The following is a 15,527-nucleotide window of genomic DNA, read 5'->3' on the forward strand; positions in this document are numbered from 1 at the left end:
TTAAGCGCTGATAACAGGGCCAATCTTTACTGCCTCCGCCACCTTTGAGCCACACTAAGGCCCGAATATCGCACCGTGACAATTTGCGGCTGTCTTGCTATTTGCGGAACAGTTCTAGTCCGGGAGTCCATTCGTGAAGATTACTAAAACCGCCTTGCCCGGAGTGCTGCTTTTGGAACCCGCTCGGTTCGGAGATGACCGCGGATTTTTCTCGGAAAGCTGGAACCATCAACGTATGGCTGAGAATGGGGTCGACATAGATTTCGTGCAAGACAACCATTCCATGTCTAAACAAGTCGGCACGGTCCGTGGATTGCATTTCCAATCTCCCCCTCATGCACAGGCCAAACTTGTGCGTTGTGGGCGCGGGGCACTGTTCGATGTGGCAGTGGACATCCGCAAGGGCAGCCCGACTTATGGGCAATGGGTGGGCTATGAGCTGAGTTTTGAGAATGGTCTTCAACTTTTGGTGCCCGAAGGTTTCCTGCACGGATTCATCACCCGCACCTCGGATACGGAAATCGTTTATAAATGTTCGGACTATTACGCACCCGAATGTGACGGGGCAGTACGTTGGGACAGCTGTGGCATAGATTGGGGCTTCGATGGTGAGCCGCTTTTGTCACCAAAGGATCAGGACGCACCGACCTTGGCCGAATTTGACAGCCCTTTCACATGGGAGGCACCGGTATGAAAATCTTAGTCACTGGCGGTGCCGGCTTTATTGGTTCGGCAGTCGTAAGGCTTGCGGTTGAGCGTGGGCACCAAGTCGTAAACTTGGATGCGCTGACCTATGCCGGACGCTTGGAAAACGTGGCCAGCGTGTCAGACAGCCCGAACTATAGTTTCGAACATGCAGACATTCGTGACCGCGCTGCGCTAGACAGAATCTTTGCCGCACATAAGCCCGACGCCGTGATGCATCTCGCTGCTGAAAGCCACGTAGACCGCTCGATCGACGGACCCGGTGATTTCATCGAAACCAACATCACCGGCACTTACAATATGCTGGAAGCCGCCCGTGCCTATTGGGTGCGCGAAGATCGCTCAGACACTTTCCGCTTCCACCATATCTCGACAGACGAGGTGTATGGATCACTTGGCGACGAAGGTATGTTCACAGAACAAACGCCTTATGACCCCAGATCACCTTATTCGGCATCCAAGGCCAGTTCGGACCATCTGGTGCGTGCGTGGTTTCACACCTACGGGCTGCCGGTTGTGCTGACCAATTGCTCTAACAACTATGGCCCCTATCACTTCCCGGAAAAGCTGATCCCAAAGGTCATTTTGAACGCCCTTCAGGGCAAGGAAATTCCCGTCTACGGGCTGGGCCTAAACGTGCGCGATTGGCTGTATGTTGAAGACCACGCCGACGCGCTGCTGCTGGCTGTCACGAAAGGCACGCCCGGTGAAAGCTATAATGTGGGCGGCGAGAACGAGCGCCGCAATATTGATCTGGTCAACACTATATGCAGCCTTCTGGACGAACTACGTCCGGGCACCGCGCCTTACGCAGATCTAATCCGTTACGTTGAAGACCGCCCCGGCCATGACGCCCGTTACGCGATCGATCCGAGCTTCATTGGCGAAACACTGGGCTGGCGGCCTTCTGTCACTGTCGAAGAGGGCCTGCGCAAAACCGTTCAGTGGTATCTGGACAATCAAGCTTGGTGGAAGCCACTTCTGAACACTGATGGTGTTGGAACCCGCGTAGGGGTTGGCGCATGACGCTTTTGGTCTTTGGCAAAACCGGGCAAGTTGCGCTTGAACTTCAGGCGCGCACTGATGATGCCATCTTTCTGGGGCGCGATCAGGCGGACCTGACAGATGCCGAAGCCTGCGCCCAACTGATCCACCAACATGCGCCCAGCGCTGTGATCAACGCGGCCGCATACACCGCCGTGGACCGAGCCGAGGAAGACGAGGCAACCGCACTTGCCGTTAATGGCACCGCCCCCGGCGCAATGGCGCAGGCTTGTGCCGAACTTGGTGTCCCCTTTGTCCATATCTCAACCGACTATGTCTTTGTTGGGGATGGTGATGCGCCGTGGACACCGACAGATCCCGTGAACCCACCAAACGCCTATGGCCGCACCAAGTTGGTAGGTGAAAACAACGTGCGCAACGCGGGTGGAGCTTACGCCATTCTGCGGACCTCGTGGGTGGTATCAGCCCATGGCAACAACTTCGTGAAAACCATGCTGCGCCTTGGGACCGAGCGGGACAAGCTGACCATCGTCGGCGACCAGATCGGCGGACCGACACCCGCCAGTGCCATTGCTGACGCCTGCCTGTCCATCGCGGATCAGTTGCGCAGCCGACCGGAGCTTGCCGGCACCTATCATTTCTCGGGCGCAAATGACACCAGCTGGGCCAATTTCGCGCGTGCGATTTTTGAAGAAGCCGGGATTGACTGTGCGGTCGAGGATATTCCAACCTCATCCTACCCCACACCGGCAACGCGCCCCCTGAACTCGCGCCTTGACTGCACCACGACCCAACAAGCCTTTGACATTGAACGCCCGGACTGGCGCGAAGGTCTGACCACGATCCTTACCCAACTGGGAGAACGCACATGACATCTTCGACCACAGGGCGGAAAGGGATCATACTGGCAGGCGGCTCCGGCACACGGCTGTATCCGATCACCATTGGTATCTCGAAACAGCTTTTGCCAATCTATGACAAACCAATGATCTACTATCCGCTTTCGGTCCTAATGCTGGCCGGTATCCGCGAGATTGCGATGATAACCACCCCTCAGGATCAAGAGCAGTTCAAACGCACGCTTGGGGATGGCAGCCAATGGGGCGTATCACTTACCTATATCGTCCAGCCCTCGCCCGACGGGCTGGCGCAAGCCTATCTGCTGGCCGAGGAGTTTCTGGACGGCGCACCCTCGGCGATGGTTTTGGGCGACAACATCTTTTTCGGCCACGGCCTGCCCGATCTTCTGGGCGAAGCGGACCAGCGCACCGATGGCGGCACCGTGTTTGGCTACCATGTTGCCGACCCAGAACGTTATGGCGTGGTCAGTTTTGACGAAAATGGCGTGGCACAACAGATCATCGAAAAACCCGCCGTACCGCCATCACGCTATGCGGTGACAGGTCTGTATTTTCTGGATGGCGAAGCCCCCCGACTGGCGCGCGAGGTTCAGCCCTCGGAACGGGGCGAGCTTGAGATCACCACCTTGCTTGAAATGTATCTGAACGCTGGCAAGCTGGACGTTCAGCGCATGGGGCGTGGCTATGCCTGGTTGGACACAGGCACCCATGCCAGCCTTCTGGATGCCGGAAACTTTGTGCGTACACTTGAACGGCGGCAAGGCCTGCAAACCGGTTGCTTGGACGAGATCGCATACTTGTCTGGCTGGATCACCGCAGATCAGCTGTCAGAGCGTGCAGGCACGTTCGAAAAAAATGATTACGGCACTTACCTGAAGGGGCTTCTAAGCTAACCCCATGCACCAACGCACGCTTATCACCGCTGCCCGCAACGAAGGGCCTTATCTGGTCGAATGGATTGCGTGGCACCGAATGATCGGCTTCGATCAGATCGTTGTCTTCGACGAACCCTCGCAGGATCAATCGACACCTCTTTTGGATGCCTTGGCCAAGGCAGGTGTGATCACGCGCATCGACAATGCCGACCCTGATGCTGCGATGGATCACACAACTCGTGCGCTGAACAAGGCCGTGAACCTTCCCGAAGTACAGGGCGCAGACTGGGCCATGGTGCTGGACGTGGATGAGTTCCTGATGGTCCACACCGGTGATGGAAGCTTGGATGCGCTTCTTGATGCGACACCTGAAGCCCAAGCGATCAGCCCCTGTTGGCGGTACTTTGGGGACAGTGGCTTGACCACATTCACGGATGCACCGGTCACATTGCAATTCACCTACGCCGCGCCGGATGCTGCGCTTAAAGACAATCCACACCCGGGCATAAAAACTTTGTTCCGACCCGCCGTGGCTAATCAGCTAAAACCTCATCGACCGATCCTTCGCGAAGCTTTCCAAGCTGACCCTAACTTCATCTGGGTAAACGGATCGGGCGATCGTTTCGACACCACATTGCAGCAAAAAGGATGGCGGGCACCTGCCGGTCAGGATGGCCGCGATCTTTGCGAGGTGCATCACTACAAAATCCGCAGCACGGAAAGTTTTGTTCTACAATCACTAGGAACCACCCTGCCCGGCAGTGACACCCAAACCTATGACGCCAGCGCCTATGCCCGGTTTAACTGTAATGAACAGCATAGGCCGGTGATGCTGCCCTTCACCACCCGATTGGCAGCACAGATCGAGACACTGATGGCTCTGCCCGGTGTGCGCGATGCCCATCAAGCGTGCATCACAATACACGCCGACGCCATTTCCGAGATGCGCACAGGCCTTGATCTAGAAAACCCGAAAGATGCGGTCCTGTGGGCACTTCTATCCCCCACCCCTGACCAGGCCGAGGAGTTCGCCCCCGACGACATCCCCGCCGTTAAACATGATGATGCGGCTCCGCGCTGGTTGGCAGATCTACGCCGCAGCAAGCACCGCAAAGGGTTCTATCAATCCTTGCCCAAATGCGCGCTTCAGTTCTCAGACCGCAGCTCTGACATTTTGATCGTTTCGTTTGATAACCTCTCGAACGTAAACGACCCCGCACTTTCGCGCGAGACTTGGGGCTATCCCTTCTATCGCGACGAAGGTTGGTCCCATTTGGGTGTGCTAGCGTTCGAACGCTATTGGTATCGCGATGATGATCTGTTTGATGCGATCGAGAAGCTCGCCAAAGATGGGTTCTTTAAAGGCTACAAGAATGTCGTGCTGACTGGCACGTCAATGGGTGCCTATGCTGCGACAGCTTTTGCTGATCTGATACCGGGCTGTACGGTTCTGGCGTTTTCCCCCCAATCCACCCTGCATGAAAAACTGGTTCCTTGGGAAGAACGCTTCAACTCGGGCAGAAAGCAGGATTGGTCTGGCCGCTATGCTGACGCAACCCGCCATTGCAGCAAAGCTGATCAGGTCTTTGTGGTCTATGACCCGTATTTTGAACCCGACGCGAAACATGCTGCAAGGTATGAAGGTGCGAATATCCGCTTTCTGAAAAGCTGGTATTCATCGCATAAATCAGCACTGTTTTTGCGCCGCGCAAAAATACTGAAACAGATCATGCGCGATGCGGTGGCTAGGAAACTAACGCCTGCACGCTACTACGCCCTCTATCGTACCCGCCGTGATCTGCCCTGGTTCCTAAATGGTCTGGCCGACCGATTACACGCTCAGGGCCGGGATCGGCTTGCATTGCGGCTTGCAGGATGGCTATCTGAACACAACCACACCGCCATTGCGCATAAGGTAAAGCAGCGGCACCCTTCAGGCAAAACGGATAAAACAAACAAATGACCCTTAGCGCCCCCTCACTGGCTGACAGCATCGCCGACAAGATTGATATTCTGGACAACGCACTTGTGGTGCCTCCGCCCAAAGGGGACGCAAACCGGTCCGTTCAGAAATCTGGTGTGCTGGATGCCGACGGCAATTTCGTGGCCAACAGCATCACATGGCGCAATACCAACCAGATCAATCTGGAACCGCCGATGCCCGCAGAGGAAGATATTGTCGAGCTGAAGGGCAGCTATATGTTCGCGGGTCCTTTGTTTGGTCACTTTGGCCACTTTCTGGTGGAAAGCATCTGCCGCTTATGGGCCGTCGAGCAACTGCGTGACAAAATCGATGGCGTGGTTTGGGTGCCGAAGTTCCAAAACCGCCCACAACACGTTTTGGGCGTCTTCAAGCCGCTAAACGAAATGCTGGGCGTTGATGTTCCTTTGTTCAATCTTGAAGATCCCACCCGGGTCGAGAAACTATACGTGCCTCAGCAAGGTTTCGGGATGTTCGAGATGATCGAAGGCGCCCCCGAGTTTCGCGAGTTCGTAAGCCGTATCAGCGACCACGCTCCCGCCCCCAAAGGAGCCGAGAAGATCTATATCTCGCGCTCGCAACTGCCTCCTCAGCGTGGCAGCATTCTGGGCGAGAAAATTCTGGAAGAGAAGCTTGAGGCAGAAGGCTATGTTCCCTTCCACCCGCAAAAGCACAACTTTGAAGAACAGATCGAAGCCTATCGCGCTGCGCGTTACATTGTTTCTACAGATTGCTCACCTTTGCACCTTGCTGCTTTGGTGGGTGACGCGGATCAAAAAGTGGCCTGTATTGCGCGCCGCGCCGGAAATCTGGACGAAATCTTTGCCCGCCAGTTGAAAGCCTTTCAAGGCATCGACACCACCACAGTCAGCGGGCTTCTTCGTAACTGGATCCCGGAATCCGACAATCGCCCTAGCCGCGTATCTTTCGGCGAGGTTGATTTCACTGTGATGTACGAACGCCTAAAGGAAGGTGGCTTCATTGAAGAAACGACCCCATGGGTACACCTGACGGATGATCAGCGAAAAGAAGCTCTTGCCGAGTTGGAAGTCTCGCAAAAGCAGGCCTTCAAACCATTTGAGAAACGCTGATCGCAAAAAAACAGTGCTTTAACGAACAGGAGCAGCACACATTGACCGACCCCCTTTCTAAGTTTGCGATCCTGCACGGCACCGACAAGTTCGGCTATCACGACTACACACCAAACTATTTTAAGCTGCTGGCGCATTTGCGGGACAAACCTGTGAAGATCCTGGAAATTGGGGTTGGGGGATATGCAGATGATGACCGTGGCGGTCAGTCTTTGCGCATGTGGCGCGACTTCTTCGAGAACGGAGACGTGACCGGGATCGATATTCAGAAAAAGACCATGGACCTTGGGCCAAGGGTCAAAATCCTGCAAGGCAGTCAGGTTGATCCAGATTTCTTGGAAGAGCTGGTCAAAGATCGCGGCCCGTTCGACATAATTGTGGATGACGGGTCGCATCGGAATGAACACATTGTCGAAAGCTATCACATTCTGTTCCCCTCCCTAACGCCCGGTGGGATTTACATCGCAGAAGATGTTCAAACCTCGTTCCACCCTCGTTTTGGGGGCTCTTTGACGTTGGACGAACCCAACAGCGTCGGTTTCTTCGGGAACCTGCTGCGGAAACTGAACACTAAAAGTGATGATCCTTTGATCCGCGACGTGGCGGGCATCGAACGGTATCACAACATCATTGCTCTGCATAAACGCGACAAGGGTGGGTCGGACCGCGATGTGTTTACGTCATCTCTGTTCGACAGGTTCAAAGGGACGACACCCAAGCTGTTGAAGCTTGGGCGGAGTGATATTGACCTTACGGCTTTGGAAGAAATAACCGGCCCTGTCGCAACCTCTAAAAAGGACAGTACTGCAGACATTGCGATTTGGACTCTGTCAAAAGAAGATCCTTTTGACACTGGCACTTTGGAAACGCACCTGACCAATATGTGTAACAATAGCGTACTGGTCCTGCGCAGCGATGAACCGGCCAAAGAATTTGCGCCAGACGGTGCCGTTATGGCCTACGCCAAACACCGCTTCACTATGGTCGATCATGTCGAGATTATCGTGCATTTTCCCAAGGCTGAAATCGATGCGTTGGCGCCCATGATTTACTCGATTGAACGCACCAGTGACGCGCTGGTCTTCTACAAATCGCCGAATACCTACCCGTCGAACTTCGCTTATGATGCCGAGAATCCGCAGGCATCTGCTGCACTGGCCCAGATGGAAGCGGTGTTGGAAAAGGCAACCGAGGAAGGCGGGCTTGTTCAATACGCAGACATCCTAACCCGGCATCGATCACGTGAAGCTGCATCAGAAATCCTATCGCGATTGGAAAAGCTTGGGGCTACGTCTCGTGAGTTTTACCTGATGGCTGGCGCTCTGGCCCAACGCGAGCGACGTCTGGACGACGCAGAACAATTCTTCACAACTGCCTTGGCCAAGTTCAAAGATGATCCGCAGTTCAGCGTCATGTTGGCGGGCACTAAAATTGGCAAACGACAGTTCGACGAAGCTGAGGCAATCCTGCGCGGGGCCTACAAGACCTCGCCACGCACCCGCGCCGTAATCGTGCAGCTGACCAGAGTTTTGATGATCCGGGGTAACTTCGGCGAAGCCATCGCGCTTACGCGTGACTCGATCAATTTGTTCCCGATCCCCGCGCGACCATCCCAGTTCGCGCTATTGGGTCAACTGTTGCGCCTGGACAAACGTCCTGATGAGGCCCGTGCCGCAGTGGAGCAAGCGCTTGAGATGGCACCAGACAACGCCGATGCGCTGGTTGAGCTTGCTGAACAAGAACTTGCAGCCAACGATCCCGAAACCGCGCGGAGCATTGTCGAACGGGTTCAAAAAACACAGCCCAATAATCCACAAGTGGCATCCCTACTAAGACGCCTTTCAACTTGATCACTGCCGAGGTTTTTGGAGACCACCCGTCCATATACCTTTTTCCTTAAGCTCTTGAGGTGTATAACATTCTTAATGTTATACAAATTTCGAGTGACCGGATGACCGACAACCCCCTAGAGTCCATCTCTGGCGCAGAAGCCTTTAAGCGTATCCGACGCAATAGGCTGCGGCGCTATCCTTCGCCTGAAAGGGATGGGGAGCGGCTGTATCCTTTGGCCTCACCGGCCGCCAGCCCGACCTTCAGCATCCAACCAGACGACACGATCTTTACAATCGGCTCGTGCTTCGCGCGGAATGTGGAAAGTTCGCTTATCGACAATGGATTGACCGTTACCAGTCGCGAACTGGATCTTGGGCCAATTGGGGAAAGCCTTGGATTTGCAGCAAACTTCTACAACAAATACTCAATCCACTCGATCCTGAACGAAATCCGCTGGGCGCTTGAACCCGAAACCTTTCCCGGCAAGGACCTTATCTATCCCGTAAATAACGGTGAGGAATACGCAGATCTACAACTGGGTATGGCGCGTTTGAAATACCCGTTGGATGAGATCATGGACTTCCGGCAGCGCTTCACCAATGTCATGGGGCGGGTGAAGGATGCTGACGTCATTATCATCACGCTTGGCTATGTTGAAACATGGTACGACAACAAGCTTGGGATCTATTTGAACGTTTCCCCACCGCAACCGATGGTCAACGCTGATCCTGAACGGTTCGAATTTCGCGTGCTGAGTTTTCAAGACGTCATGGACGGGCTTGAGGAGATCTATGCCCTCCTTACAAAGCACCGCACAAAGCCCCTGAAAATGCTGCTCACGGTTTCCCCTGTGCCGCTTCTTTCGACCTTCCGTGACATGGATGTTCTGGTCGCCAACGCCTATTCCAAATCCGTGCAACGGGCAGCATTGGAACAATTCGTTTTGAACCGAGAGGGTGTGGACTATTTCCCATCTTACGAGTTCGTCACCTTATCAAACCCGACCGTCGCGTGGTCACGTGGTGACTATCGACACGTATCAGCAGACCTGGTCGCGCGGATCATGGCAGACGTGGTAAAAAGCTACATCGACAGTCCTGCTGCACAGCAAGCGGAAGACACGCTTGAGGCGCTGCTTGCATCGGCTCGCATGCTGGACAAGTTGGATGATAGCGACGGCCTGTTTGAATTGTTCGAGGCCAACAAAAAGGTGTTCACAACAAGCTCGGATGCTTTGGCTTTGGTTGGGAAACGCTATGTTCAGGCACGTGACTTTGAAAAAGCGTTTGAGTGTTTCGAAACCGCTAGCAAACTTGAACCCGCGACACCAAATTACCTTGAGCGCTTGATAACCTTGTGTCGTCCTTTGCGGTCACCTGACGCCGCCAAGAACTTGCTTCAGGAACACACCAATCGCTTCCCGGATCGGAAAGAATTCCGCGACCGGATTGATTGGGTCTAAGCATCTAGATGTAGAGCGATTGTGGCCCCGTCAGTCTTCGATCTTGCGCGCTTCATCCACCAGCATTACGGGGATGCCACCGCGGATCGGAAAGGCCAGATTGGCGGCTTTCGACAACAGCTCTTGCTTCTCGGCGTCATAGCTTAAAGGCGTTTGTGTCAGGGGGCAGACCAATGCCTCGATCATACGACGGTCGAACTTGGTTTCAGATGGCTCGTTCATTGCACTTTCTCCTCGCCTGCGCCTTTGCGTAACGCAAATTCCATAAGCGTTACAAGGGTTTCACGGCGCGTTTGCAGAGACGGGGCTTCAAGCAAAGCTTGTTTGTCCTCGGCGGCAAAAGGGCACAGCATGGACAGGGCGTTGATCAGCAGCTCGTCTTCGGCAGATTCAAGGCTTTCCCAATCTGTCTGGAGCTCCTGCAGATTGAAATAGCGCGTCAGTAGACCCAGAAATGCCTCGCGGTTCAGCCCTCTGTCATGCTCGGACTTCCCAAGATCTCGATCGAAGCTGTCCCAGCCCATCTGCGCCTTCAGGTACGGCGTGAAACCGGTTTCGATTTGCCCTAAACGAAAGCGAGACACCCCGGTCAGCGTGACCATATAGCGCCCATCATCCGTTTCTGTGAAAGACGTGATCCGCCCCGCGCAACCTATGCTGTGAAGCCTCGTATCTTCACCGCATTCCTCGCCCATGGGCTGGATCATACCGATCAAACGTTCGGGCGTTTTTAGCGCGTCATCAACCATCGCCAGATAACGAGGTTCAAACACGTGCAAGGGCAACCTGCCACGAGGCAACAGCAATGCCCCGGGCAATGGAAAGATCGGAAGCGTATCCGGCAGGTCAGCAGATGAGATCATAACCCCAGTCTAGCGCGACTTTCCCAATCACACAAAGATCATCGACGAAAGCTTGCGACGACCGGTCAGCGCGATGGGATCTTTGGCATCCAACGCGTCGAAAATAGTGAACAGTTGTTGCTTGGCGGCAGCGTCATTCCATTCGCGATCCCGACGGAAGAGCTCGAGCAATTCATCGACTGCGCCTTGAACATCGCCATCGGCATTCAGCGCCACGGCAAGATCAAAACGGGACTGGTGATCATCTGGGTTGGCGTCGACAGCAGCGCGCAGCTCGGTCAATGGACCTGCGCTTTCGGCTTGCCGCGCAAGTTCGATCTGCGCGCGCACGGCTTCCAATTCGGGCGCATCCGCGATCTCGGCCGGGGCGCCGTTCAGCGTGGCTTCGGCCTCGTCCACTTGACCTGCGGCCAGATGACAACGGGCCAGACCTGCAAAAGCGGCGGCAGATTTCGGATCTTCTTCTAAGATTGCTGCAAATGTCTGTGCGGCATCCTGAACGTCGCCTGCCTCCAACATCTCTTCCGCGGCAGCAATCGCATCGGCCAAACCACCATCACCTGCAAGTTCGGCCACTTTATCAACAAAGGCTTTGATCTCGGACGGCGGCAATGCGCCTTGGAACCCGTCGGCTGGTTGGCCTTGCCAGAAGGCATAGACCGTCGGGATCGATTGCACGCGCATCTGACCGGCGATCATCTGGTTTTCATCCACGTTCACTTTGACCATCCGGACCTTACCACCGGCTTCGGTCACGGCCGCCTCAAGCGCGGGGCCAAGCGTCTTGCAAGGGCCGCACCACGGCGCCCAGAAATCTACGATGATCGGAACCTCTTGCGACGCTTCGATCACGTCCTGCATGAAGGTCGCTTCGCCCACATCTTTGATCAGTTCCACGCCCTCAGACGCGCCGCCCAGTTCGATTTCCATGGCTTTGGCTCCGTTAAATTCCACGGGGACTATATGACCCCTGCGCGCCCAGATTTAAAGGTCGAAACTTGCAAAGACTGGCGCGTGGTCGGACGGTTTCTCCCACCCGCGTGCATCACGCATGACGCGCGATCCGTGGCCCGCATTGGAAATATCCGGCGTGGCCCAGATGTGATCCAGACGACGGCCCTTGTCGGCAGCATCCCAATCGCGCGCACGATAGGACCACCAGCTGTAAAGCTGACCCTCGGGGATGTCCTGCCGGGTGATATCGACCCAACCGGCGGCATCTTGCACCTCGGCCAGCGCTTCGACTTCAACTGGCGTGTGGCTGACCACTTTCAAAAGCTGCTTATGGGACCAAACATCATCTTCGCGCGGAGCGATGTTCAAATCACCCACCAAGATCGACTTGCCCGGTTTGTCCTTGAAGAAATGATCGCGCATGTCTGTGAGGTAATCGAGCTTCTGGCCAAATTTCTCGTTCACCTCGCGGTCCGCGACGTCGCCACCCGCAGGGACATAGAAGTTGTGCACCGTCACGCCGTTTTCCAGCTGACCCGCAATATGGCGGGCGTGGCCCAGATCAGCGAAATCGAAGCTCTCAGCCTCGACCATTGGGATGCGCGACAGGATTGCGACACCGTTGTAACCCTTCTGTCCGCGCGCAACCATGTGAGTGTAGCCCAGCGCCTTGAACCCATCGAGAGGGATCTTTTCAACAGGGCTTTTACACTCCTGAAGGCACAGCACATCGGGCGCTTCCTCTTCCAGAAGCTTCAGGACAATCGGCTCGCGCAGACGGACCGAGTTGATGTTCCAGGTGGCTAGGGTGAAGCTCATGATGTCCTCCGGTTTCGCGCGCTTGTGGCGACCCTACACCGAGAAACATAGGGTGAACAGGGGCGAGTTTCATCCCGCCCCCATTTCATCAGGCATAAGACACGACTTCCCATTCCACACCATCATGGTCGTCGAAATAGAAGCGTTTGCCCGGCTCATAGTCCCCGTGGTTATGAGGCTTGAACCCGGCAGCTTTCGCGCGTGCTTCAACCGCGTCAATGTCATCGACAACAACACCCACATGGTTCAACCCGGCGCGGGTCGTATAGGAATGTTGCGGGTCCTTCATTGTCATTTTGGGCGTGTATAAAGCCACATAGCTGCCCTCATCCCCCACATGGGCGGTATAGCCACCCGACATCGCGTCACCTTCCCAGCGGATCTTCCAGTCAAAGACAGCGCCCAACCATGCGGCTGTCGCTTTGGGGTCGCTTACAGTCACATTCACATGTTCTAGAATTGCCATTTTGGCCTCCTTGATTTCATTTGCGACTCAGTTGATAATTCCTAAAGCTAACTTTACCTCAAGCTTTTTCTTTCGGAGTTTTCAAATGGAACGCAGAAACGAGATCTCCATCGGCACCTTAGCCAATCGCACTGGGCTGGCCGTGTCAGCAATCCGGTATTACGAAACGCAGGGACTGGTCGCGCCGGAACGCAATGCAGGCGGGCAAAGGCGGTTTATACGATCCGACATTCGCCGCTTAAGCTTTGTCATGATCGCGCAAAAGTTCGGCTTCACTCTGGACCGCATCCGTGAGGTTCTGGGCCGCCTACCCCAAAACCGCACGCCAAATGCCAAGGACTGGACCGAAATCTCGCAAGACTTCCGCGCGGAACTTGATGAACAGATCGAGGCCCTAACCCGCCTGCGCGACAAGCTGGACGGCTGCATCGGCTGTGGCTGCCTGTCGCTGGACCGCTGCGCGCTGTACAACCCGGATGACGTTGCCGCGCAAAAGGGTGCAGGGCCACGCTATCTGATGGGGGATCAAGCCACACGCCCGGAAGACTAGGCTCTGTTTCGCCTATGACACGTCGCTTGATCTGCCTTAAGGCAACAAGTTCGCCGCGCCTTCACACTGGGATGAAGGAGACCAGACATGTCAGATCACGGACACAGCCCACAAGAAATTGCCGAGCGTATTGGCGCCCCCGTAGGACGGGGCGTGCTGCGCGATGCGGTCTATGGCGCCATCGACGGGGCGGTCACGACCTTTGCCATTGTGGCAGGCGTTGCCGGAGCTGGACTGTCACCCTTTATCATCGTCATCTTGGGGTTGGCCAACGTGCTGGCCGATGGATTTTCGATGGCGGCAGCAGCCTATTCAGGCACCAAAGCACAGCAAGACAACTACCGCCGCATCCGTAAGATTGAAGAGGAGCACATCAAGTCCTACCCGCGTGGAGAGTGGCTGGAAGTGCGCGAAATCCTCGCCAAAAAGGGACTAACCGACCGCATTCTGGACGAAGCAACCGATGCTGTGACCCAAGATAAAGAGCGGTGGATCAACATGATGATGGAGGGTGAATACGGGATGGGCGGAATTGATCCGCACCCATTGCCAGCGGCACTAACCACCTTCTTTTCATTCCTCGTCGCCGGAATGATCCCCCTGCTTCCCTTTATCTTCAAACTCGACTCCGCCTTCACCGTTTCGGCGTGGATGACAATGGCCAGCTTCTTTGCGATCGGCGCCCTGAAAAGCCGCTGGTCACTTAGCCCGTGGTGGCGCTCAGCGTTTGAAACACTTCTGATCGGAGGAGCGGCAGCGGCGTTGGCGTATGGTGTTGGGTCACTATTCAATGTGTGAGGGTATGGTGGGGTTACTACTAGAGCGGGGCGGTGGAGGTCCGCTTAGAGCCCAACGTGCTTGTTGGTCGGGGCGCAGCGAACGGCAGTTTTTTCGTTGACCCCTAGATTTTTCGCAGCCGTTTGACGCACCAAAGAGCAAGCCCAACGACCAGCGGCAACAGACCCAAAATCAGCAAGCCATTCTTGATAAGGCTCAGCGTCGAACTGACTGCAACAAGATCTTCGGAGATTTTGGGATATCCCCGCGCGAGAAGAAATAGGGATACATTCTCGGCGTAATCCCCGATGCCGCCCAGCAGGGGAGCGAGGCAGAGCCATTCAACTCCACGCCCCTTCCAAAGGATGTAGGTGAGCGCGGCGGCTATGAGCGAGTAGAGAGCGGGGTTGAGGATGTCGAGAAACTGGATGCGCCTGTACAATGCGAACCCTTGCTCACCATAACTTCCCCAAACTTCTGCCACCCTTTCAGCAGTATAGCCTTGGTCGAAATCAAGAATCCCGTAGCCACCACTCACCGTCGAGAGCTGTCCAAGCGTTATCAGGATCGCACCGAAAATCACGACATAGGTAACCAGGAGAGCGGCCAACCCTCGCCATGTTGCCAACCTTGCAATAAGTGAAATCACGATTGCCCCCATTAATTGACAGTTGCGTCAGTTAATAATGACAGGTATGTCAAAAATTGAACTCATGCAAGGCTCAAGATGAACATGAACACCGCAGATCTGACGCCGAAGGCACGTCGGACAAGATTGGCGCTGCTGGATGCGGCAAGGGCGGAGATTGGTCGTCAAGGCGTAGCCGGTATGACCGTGATGGCGGTTTGCGAAAAGGCCGGTGTTGGGCGGACATCCTTCTACAACTACTTTGAAGATATCGATGCTTTGGTGACGATCGTGGCGCGAGAGACCGCGACAGGCATAAAGACGCGATTTGACCGTCTCCATGAAGAAATGCCGCGAGGTCGAGATAGGTTGAAGGCCTGTCTGAGTATGATTTTGAAGGCAGCAGCCGATGAGCCAGAGGCCATTCTTCTTGTAATTTCGCTATCAAGCTCCCTACCGGAAATCATCGACTTGCTGCACAAGGAAATCTCTGCTGAACTTGCAGCTTTCGCAATAGGGACCGAAGAAGACCAATTGGCCTTGGAAAAGTACCTTGCCCAAACGCTCCTTTCCTTAGCGCGTCAGGTGGTCATGGGCAATATCCCAATGCAGGAAATTGATCGGCACGTCGAATTCATGATGCGTGCTTGCGGCTGAT

17 protein-coding genes are annotated in these 15,527 nt (G+C 55.1%); 11 read left to right on the forward strand and 6 right to left on the reverse strand.

What is annotated here, in order from left to right; genetic code table 11:
- Window positions 1-133 precede the first annotated feature (133 nt).
- The 8 genes from rfbC to MWU55_RS02320 all read left to right on the forward strand — a co-directional run bounded on the left by rfbC (window position 134) and on the right by MWU55_RS02320 (window position 9,812).
- The gene (rfbC, locus tag MWU55_RS02285; protein WP_246934082.1) at window positions 134-694 is read left to right on the forward strand and encodes a dTDP-4-dehydrorhamnose 3,5-epimerase; all 561 of its coding nucleotides are present in this window, start codon (window positions 134-136) and stop codon (window positions 692-694) included.
- Entirely contained in the window at window positions 691-1,731 is a 1,041-nt protein-coding gene (gene rfbB, locus MWU55_RS02290; protein WP_246934083.1) for a dTDP-glucose 4,6-dehydratase, read from the forward strand. Before rfbC ends, rfbB begins: the two co-directional genes overlap by 4 nt.
- The gene (rfbD, locus tag MWU55_RS02295) at window positions 1,728-2,582 is read left to right on the forward strand and encodes a dTDP-4-dehydrorhamnose reductase (RefSeq protein WP_246934084.1); all 855 of its coding nucleotides are present in this window, start codon (window positions 1,728-1,730) and stop codon (window positions 2,580-2,582) included. Before rfbB ends, rfbD begins: the two co-directional genes overlap by 4 nt.
- On the forward strand, window positions 2,579-3,463 hold the full coding sequence (gene rfbA, locus MWU55_RS02300) for a glucose-1-phosphate thymidylyltransferase RfbA (protein WP_246934085.1): 885 nt from the start codon (window positions 2,579-2,581) through the stop codon (window positions 3,461-3,463). Before rfbD ends, rfbA begins: the two co-directional genes overlap by 4 nt.
- Before the next feature lie 4 nt (window positions 3,464-3,467).
- Window positions 3,468-5,408, forward strand: coding sequence for a glycosyltransferase family 2 protein (locus MWU55_RS02305; protein WP_246934086.1), 1,941 nt, complete (start codon window positions 3,468-3,470; stop codon window positions 5,406-5,408).
- Window positions 5,405-6,517, forward strand: coding sequence for a glycosyltransferase family 61 protein (locus tag MWU55_RS02310; protein WP_246934087.1), 1,113 nt, complete (start codon window positions 5,405-5,407; stop codon window positions 6,515-6,517). Before MWU55_RS02305 ends, MWU55_RS02310 begins: the two co-directional genes overlap by 4 nt.
- Window positions 6,518-6,558: 41 nt before the next feature.
- Window positions 6,559-8,367 carry a tetratricopeptide repeat protein gene (locus MWU55_RS02315; protein WP_246934088.1) on the forward strand — a complete coding sequence of 603 codons (1,809 nt, stop codon included), beginning with the start codon at window positions 6,559-6,561 and terminating at the stop codon, window positions 8,365-8,367.
- A 101-nt stretch (window positions 8,368-8,468) separates the two neighbouring features.
- The gene (locus MWU55_RS02320) at window positions 8,469-9,812 is read left to right on the forward strand and encodes a GSCFA domain-containing protein (RefSeq protein WP_246934089.1); all 1,344 of its coding nucleotides are present in this window, start codon (window positions 8,469-8,471) and stop codon (window positions 9,810-9,812) included.
- A 30-nt stretch (window positions 9,813-9,842) separates the two neighbouring features.
- On the opposite strand, the gene MWU55_RS02325 is transcribed toward MWU55_RS02320, so the two are convergent.
- The 5 genes from MWU55_RS02325 to MWU55_RS02345 form a co-directional block, all read right to left on the reverse strand.
- Entirely contained in the window at window positions 9,843-10,034 is a 192-nt protein-coding gene (locus tag MWU55_RS02325; RefSeq protein WP_246934090.1) for a Trm112 family protein, read from the reverse strand.
- A complete protein-coding gene (locus MWU55_RS02330; protein WP_246934091.1) occupies window positions 10,031-10,675 on the reverse strand; it encodes an LON peptidase substrate-binding domain-containing protein in 645 nt (214 codons plus the stop codon). Before MWU55_RS02330 ends, MWU55_RS02325 begins: the two co-directional genes overlap by 4 nt.
- 27 nt (window positions 10,676-10,702) lie before the next feature.
- Window positions 10,703-11,605, reverse strand: a complete 903-nt coding sequence (gene trxA, locus MWU55_RS02335; RefSeq protein WP_246934476.1) for a thioredoxin — start codon at window positions 11,603-11,605, stop codon at window positions 10,703-10,705.
- 54 nt (window positions 11,606-11,659) lie between these two features.
- Entirely contained in the window at window positions 11,660-12,448 is a 789-nt protein-coding gene (locus MWU55_RS02340) for an exodeoxyribonuclease III (protein ID WP_246934092.1), read from the reverse strand.
- Window positions 12,449-12,536: 88 nt separating this feature from the next.
- Window positions 12,537-12,914 (reverse strand): VOC family protein, encoded by a 378-nt coding sequence (locus MWU55_RS02345; RefSeq protein WP_246934093.1) that lies wholly within the window; start codon window positions 12,912-12,914, stop codon window positions 12,537-12,539.
- A gap of 85 nt (window positions 12,915-12,999) precedes the next feature.
- Between MWU55_RS02345 and soxR the strand changes: the two genes are divergently transcribed.
- Together soxR and MWU55_RS02355 are read left to right on the forward strand one after the other, a co-directional pair.
- The gene (soxR, locus tag MWU55_RS02350) at window positions 13,000-13,464 is read left to right on the forward strand and encodes a redox-sensitive transcriptional activator SoxR (protein ID WP_246934094.1); all 465 of its coding nucleotides are present in this window, start codon (window positions 13,000-13,002) and stop codon (window positions 13,462-13,464) included.
- An 87-nt stretch (window positions 13,465-13,551) separates the two neighbouring features.
- On the forward strand, window positions 13,552-14,262 hold the full coding sequence (locus MWU55_RS02355; protein WP_246934095.1) for a VIT1/CCC1 transporter family protein: 711 nt from the start codon (window positions 13,552-13,554) through the stop codon (window positions 14,260-14,262).
- Between the two features lie 103 nt (window positions 14,263-14,365).
- Here MWU55_RS02355 and MWU55_RS02360 read toward each other — a convergent pair whose 3' ends face one another.
- The gene (locus MWU55_RS02360) at window positions 14,366-14,890 is read right to left on the reverse strand and encodes a hypothetical protein (RefSeq protein ID WP_246934096.1); all 525 of its coding nucleotides are present in this window, start codon (window positions 14,888-14,890) and stop codon (window positions 14,366-14,368) included.
- A gap of 78 nt (window positions 14,891-14,968) precedes the next feature.
- On the opposite strand from MWU55_RS02360, the gene MWU55_RS02365 reads away from it, so the two are divergent.
- A complete protein-coding gene (locus tag MWU55_RS02365) occupies window positions 14,969-15,526 on the forward strand; it encodes a TetR/AcrR family transcriptional regulator (protein ID WP_246934097.1) in 558 nt (185 codons plus the stop codon).
- Window position 15,527: the final 1 nt, after the last annotated feature.

This window comes from Aliiroseovarius sp. F20344, from assembly GCF_023016155.1.
Lineage (GTDB): Bacteria > Pseudomonadota > Alphaproteobacteria > Rhodobacterales > Rhodobacteraceae > Aliiroseovarius.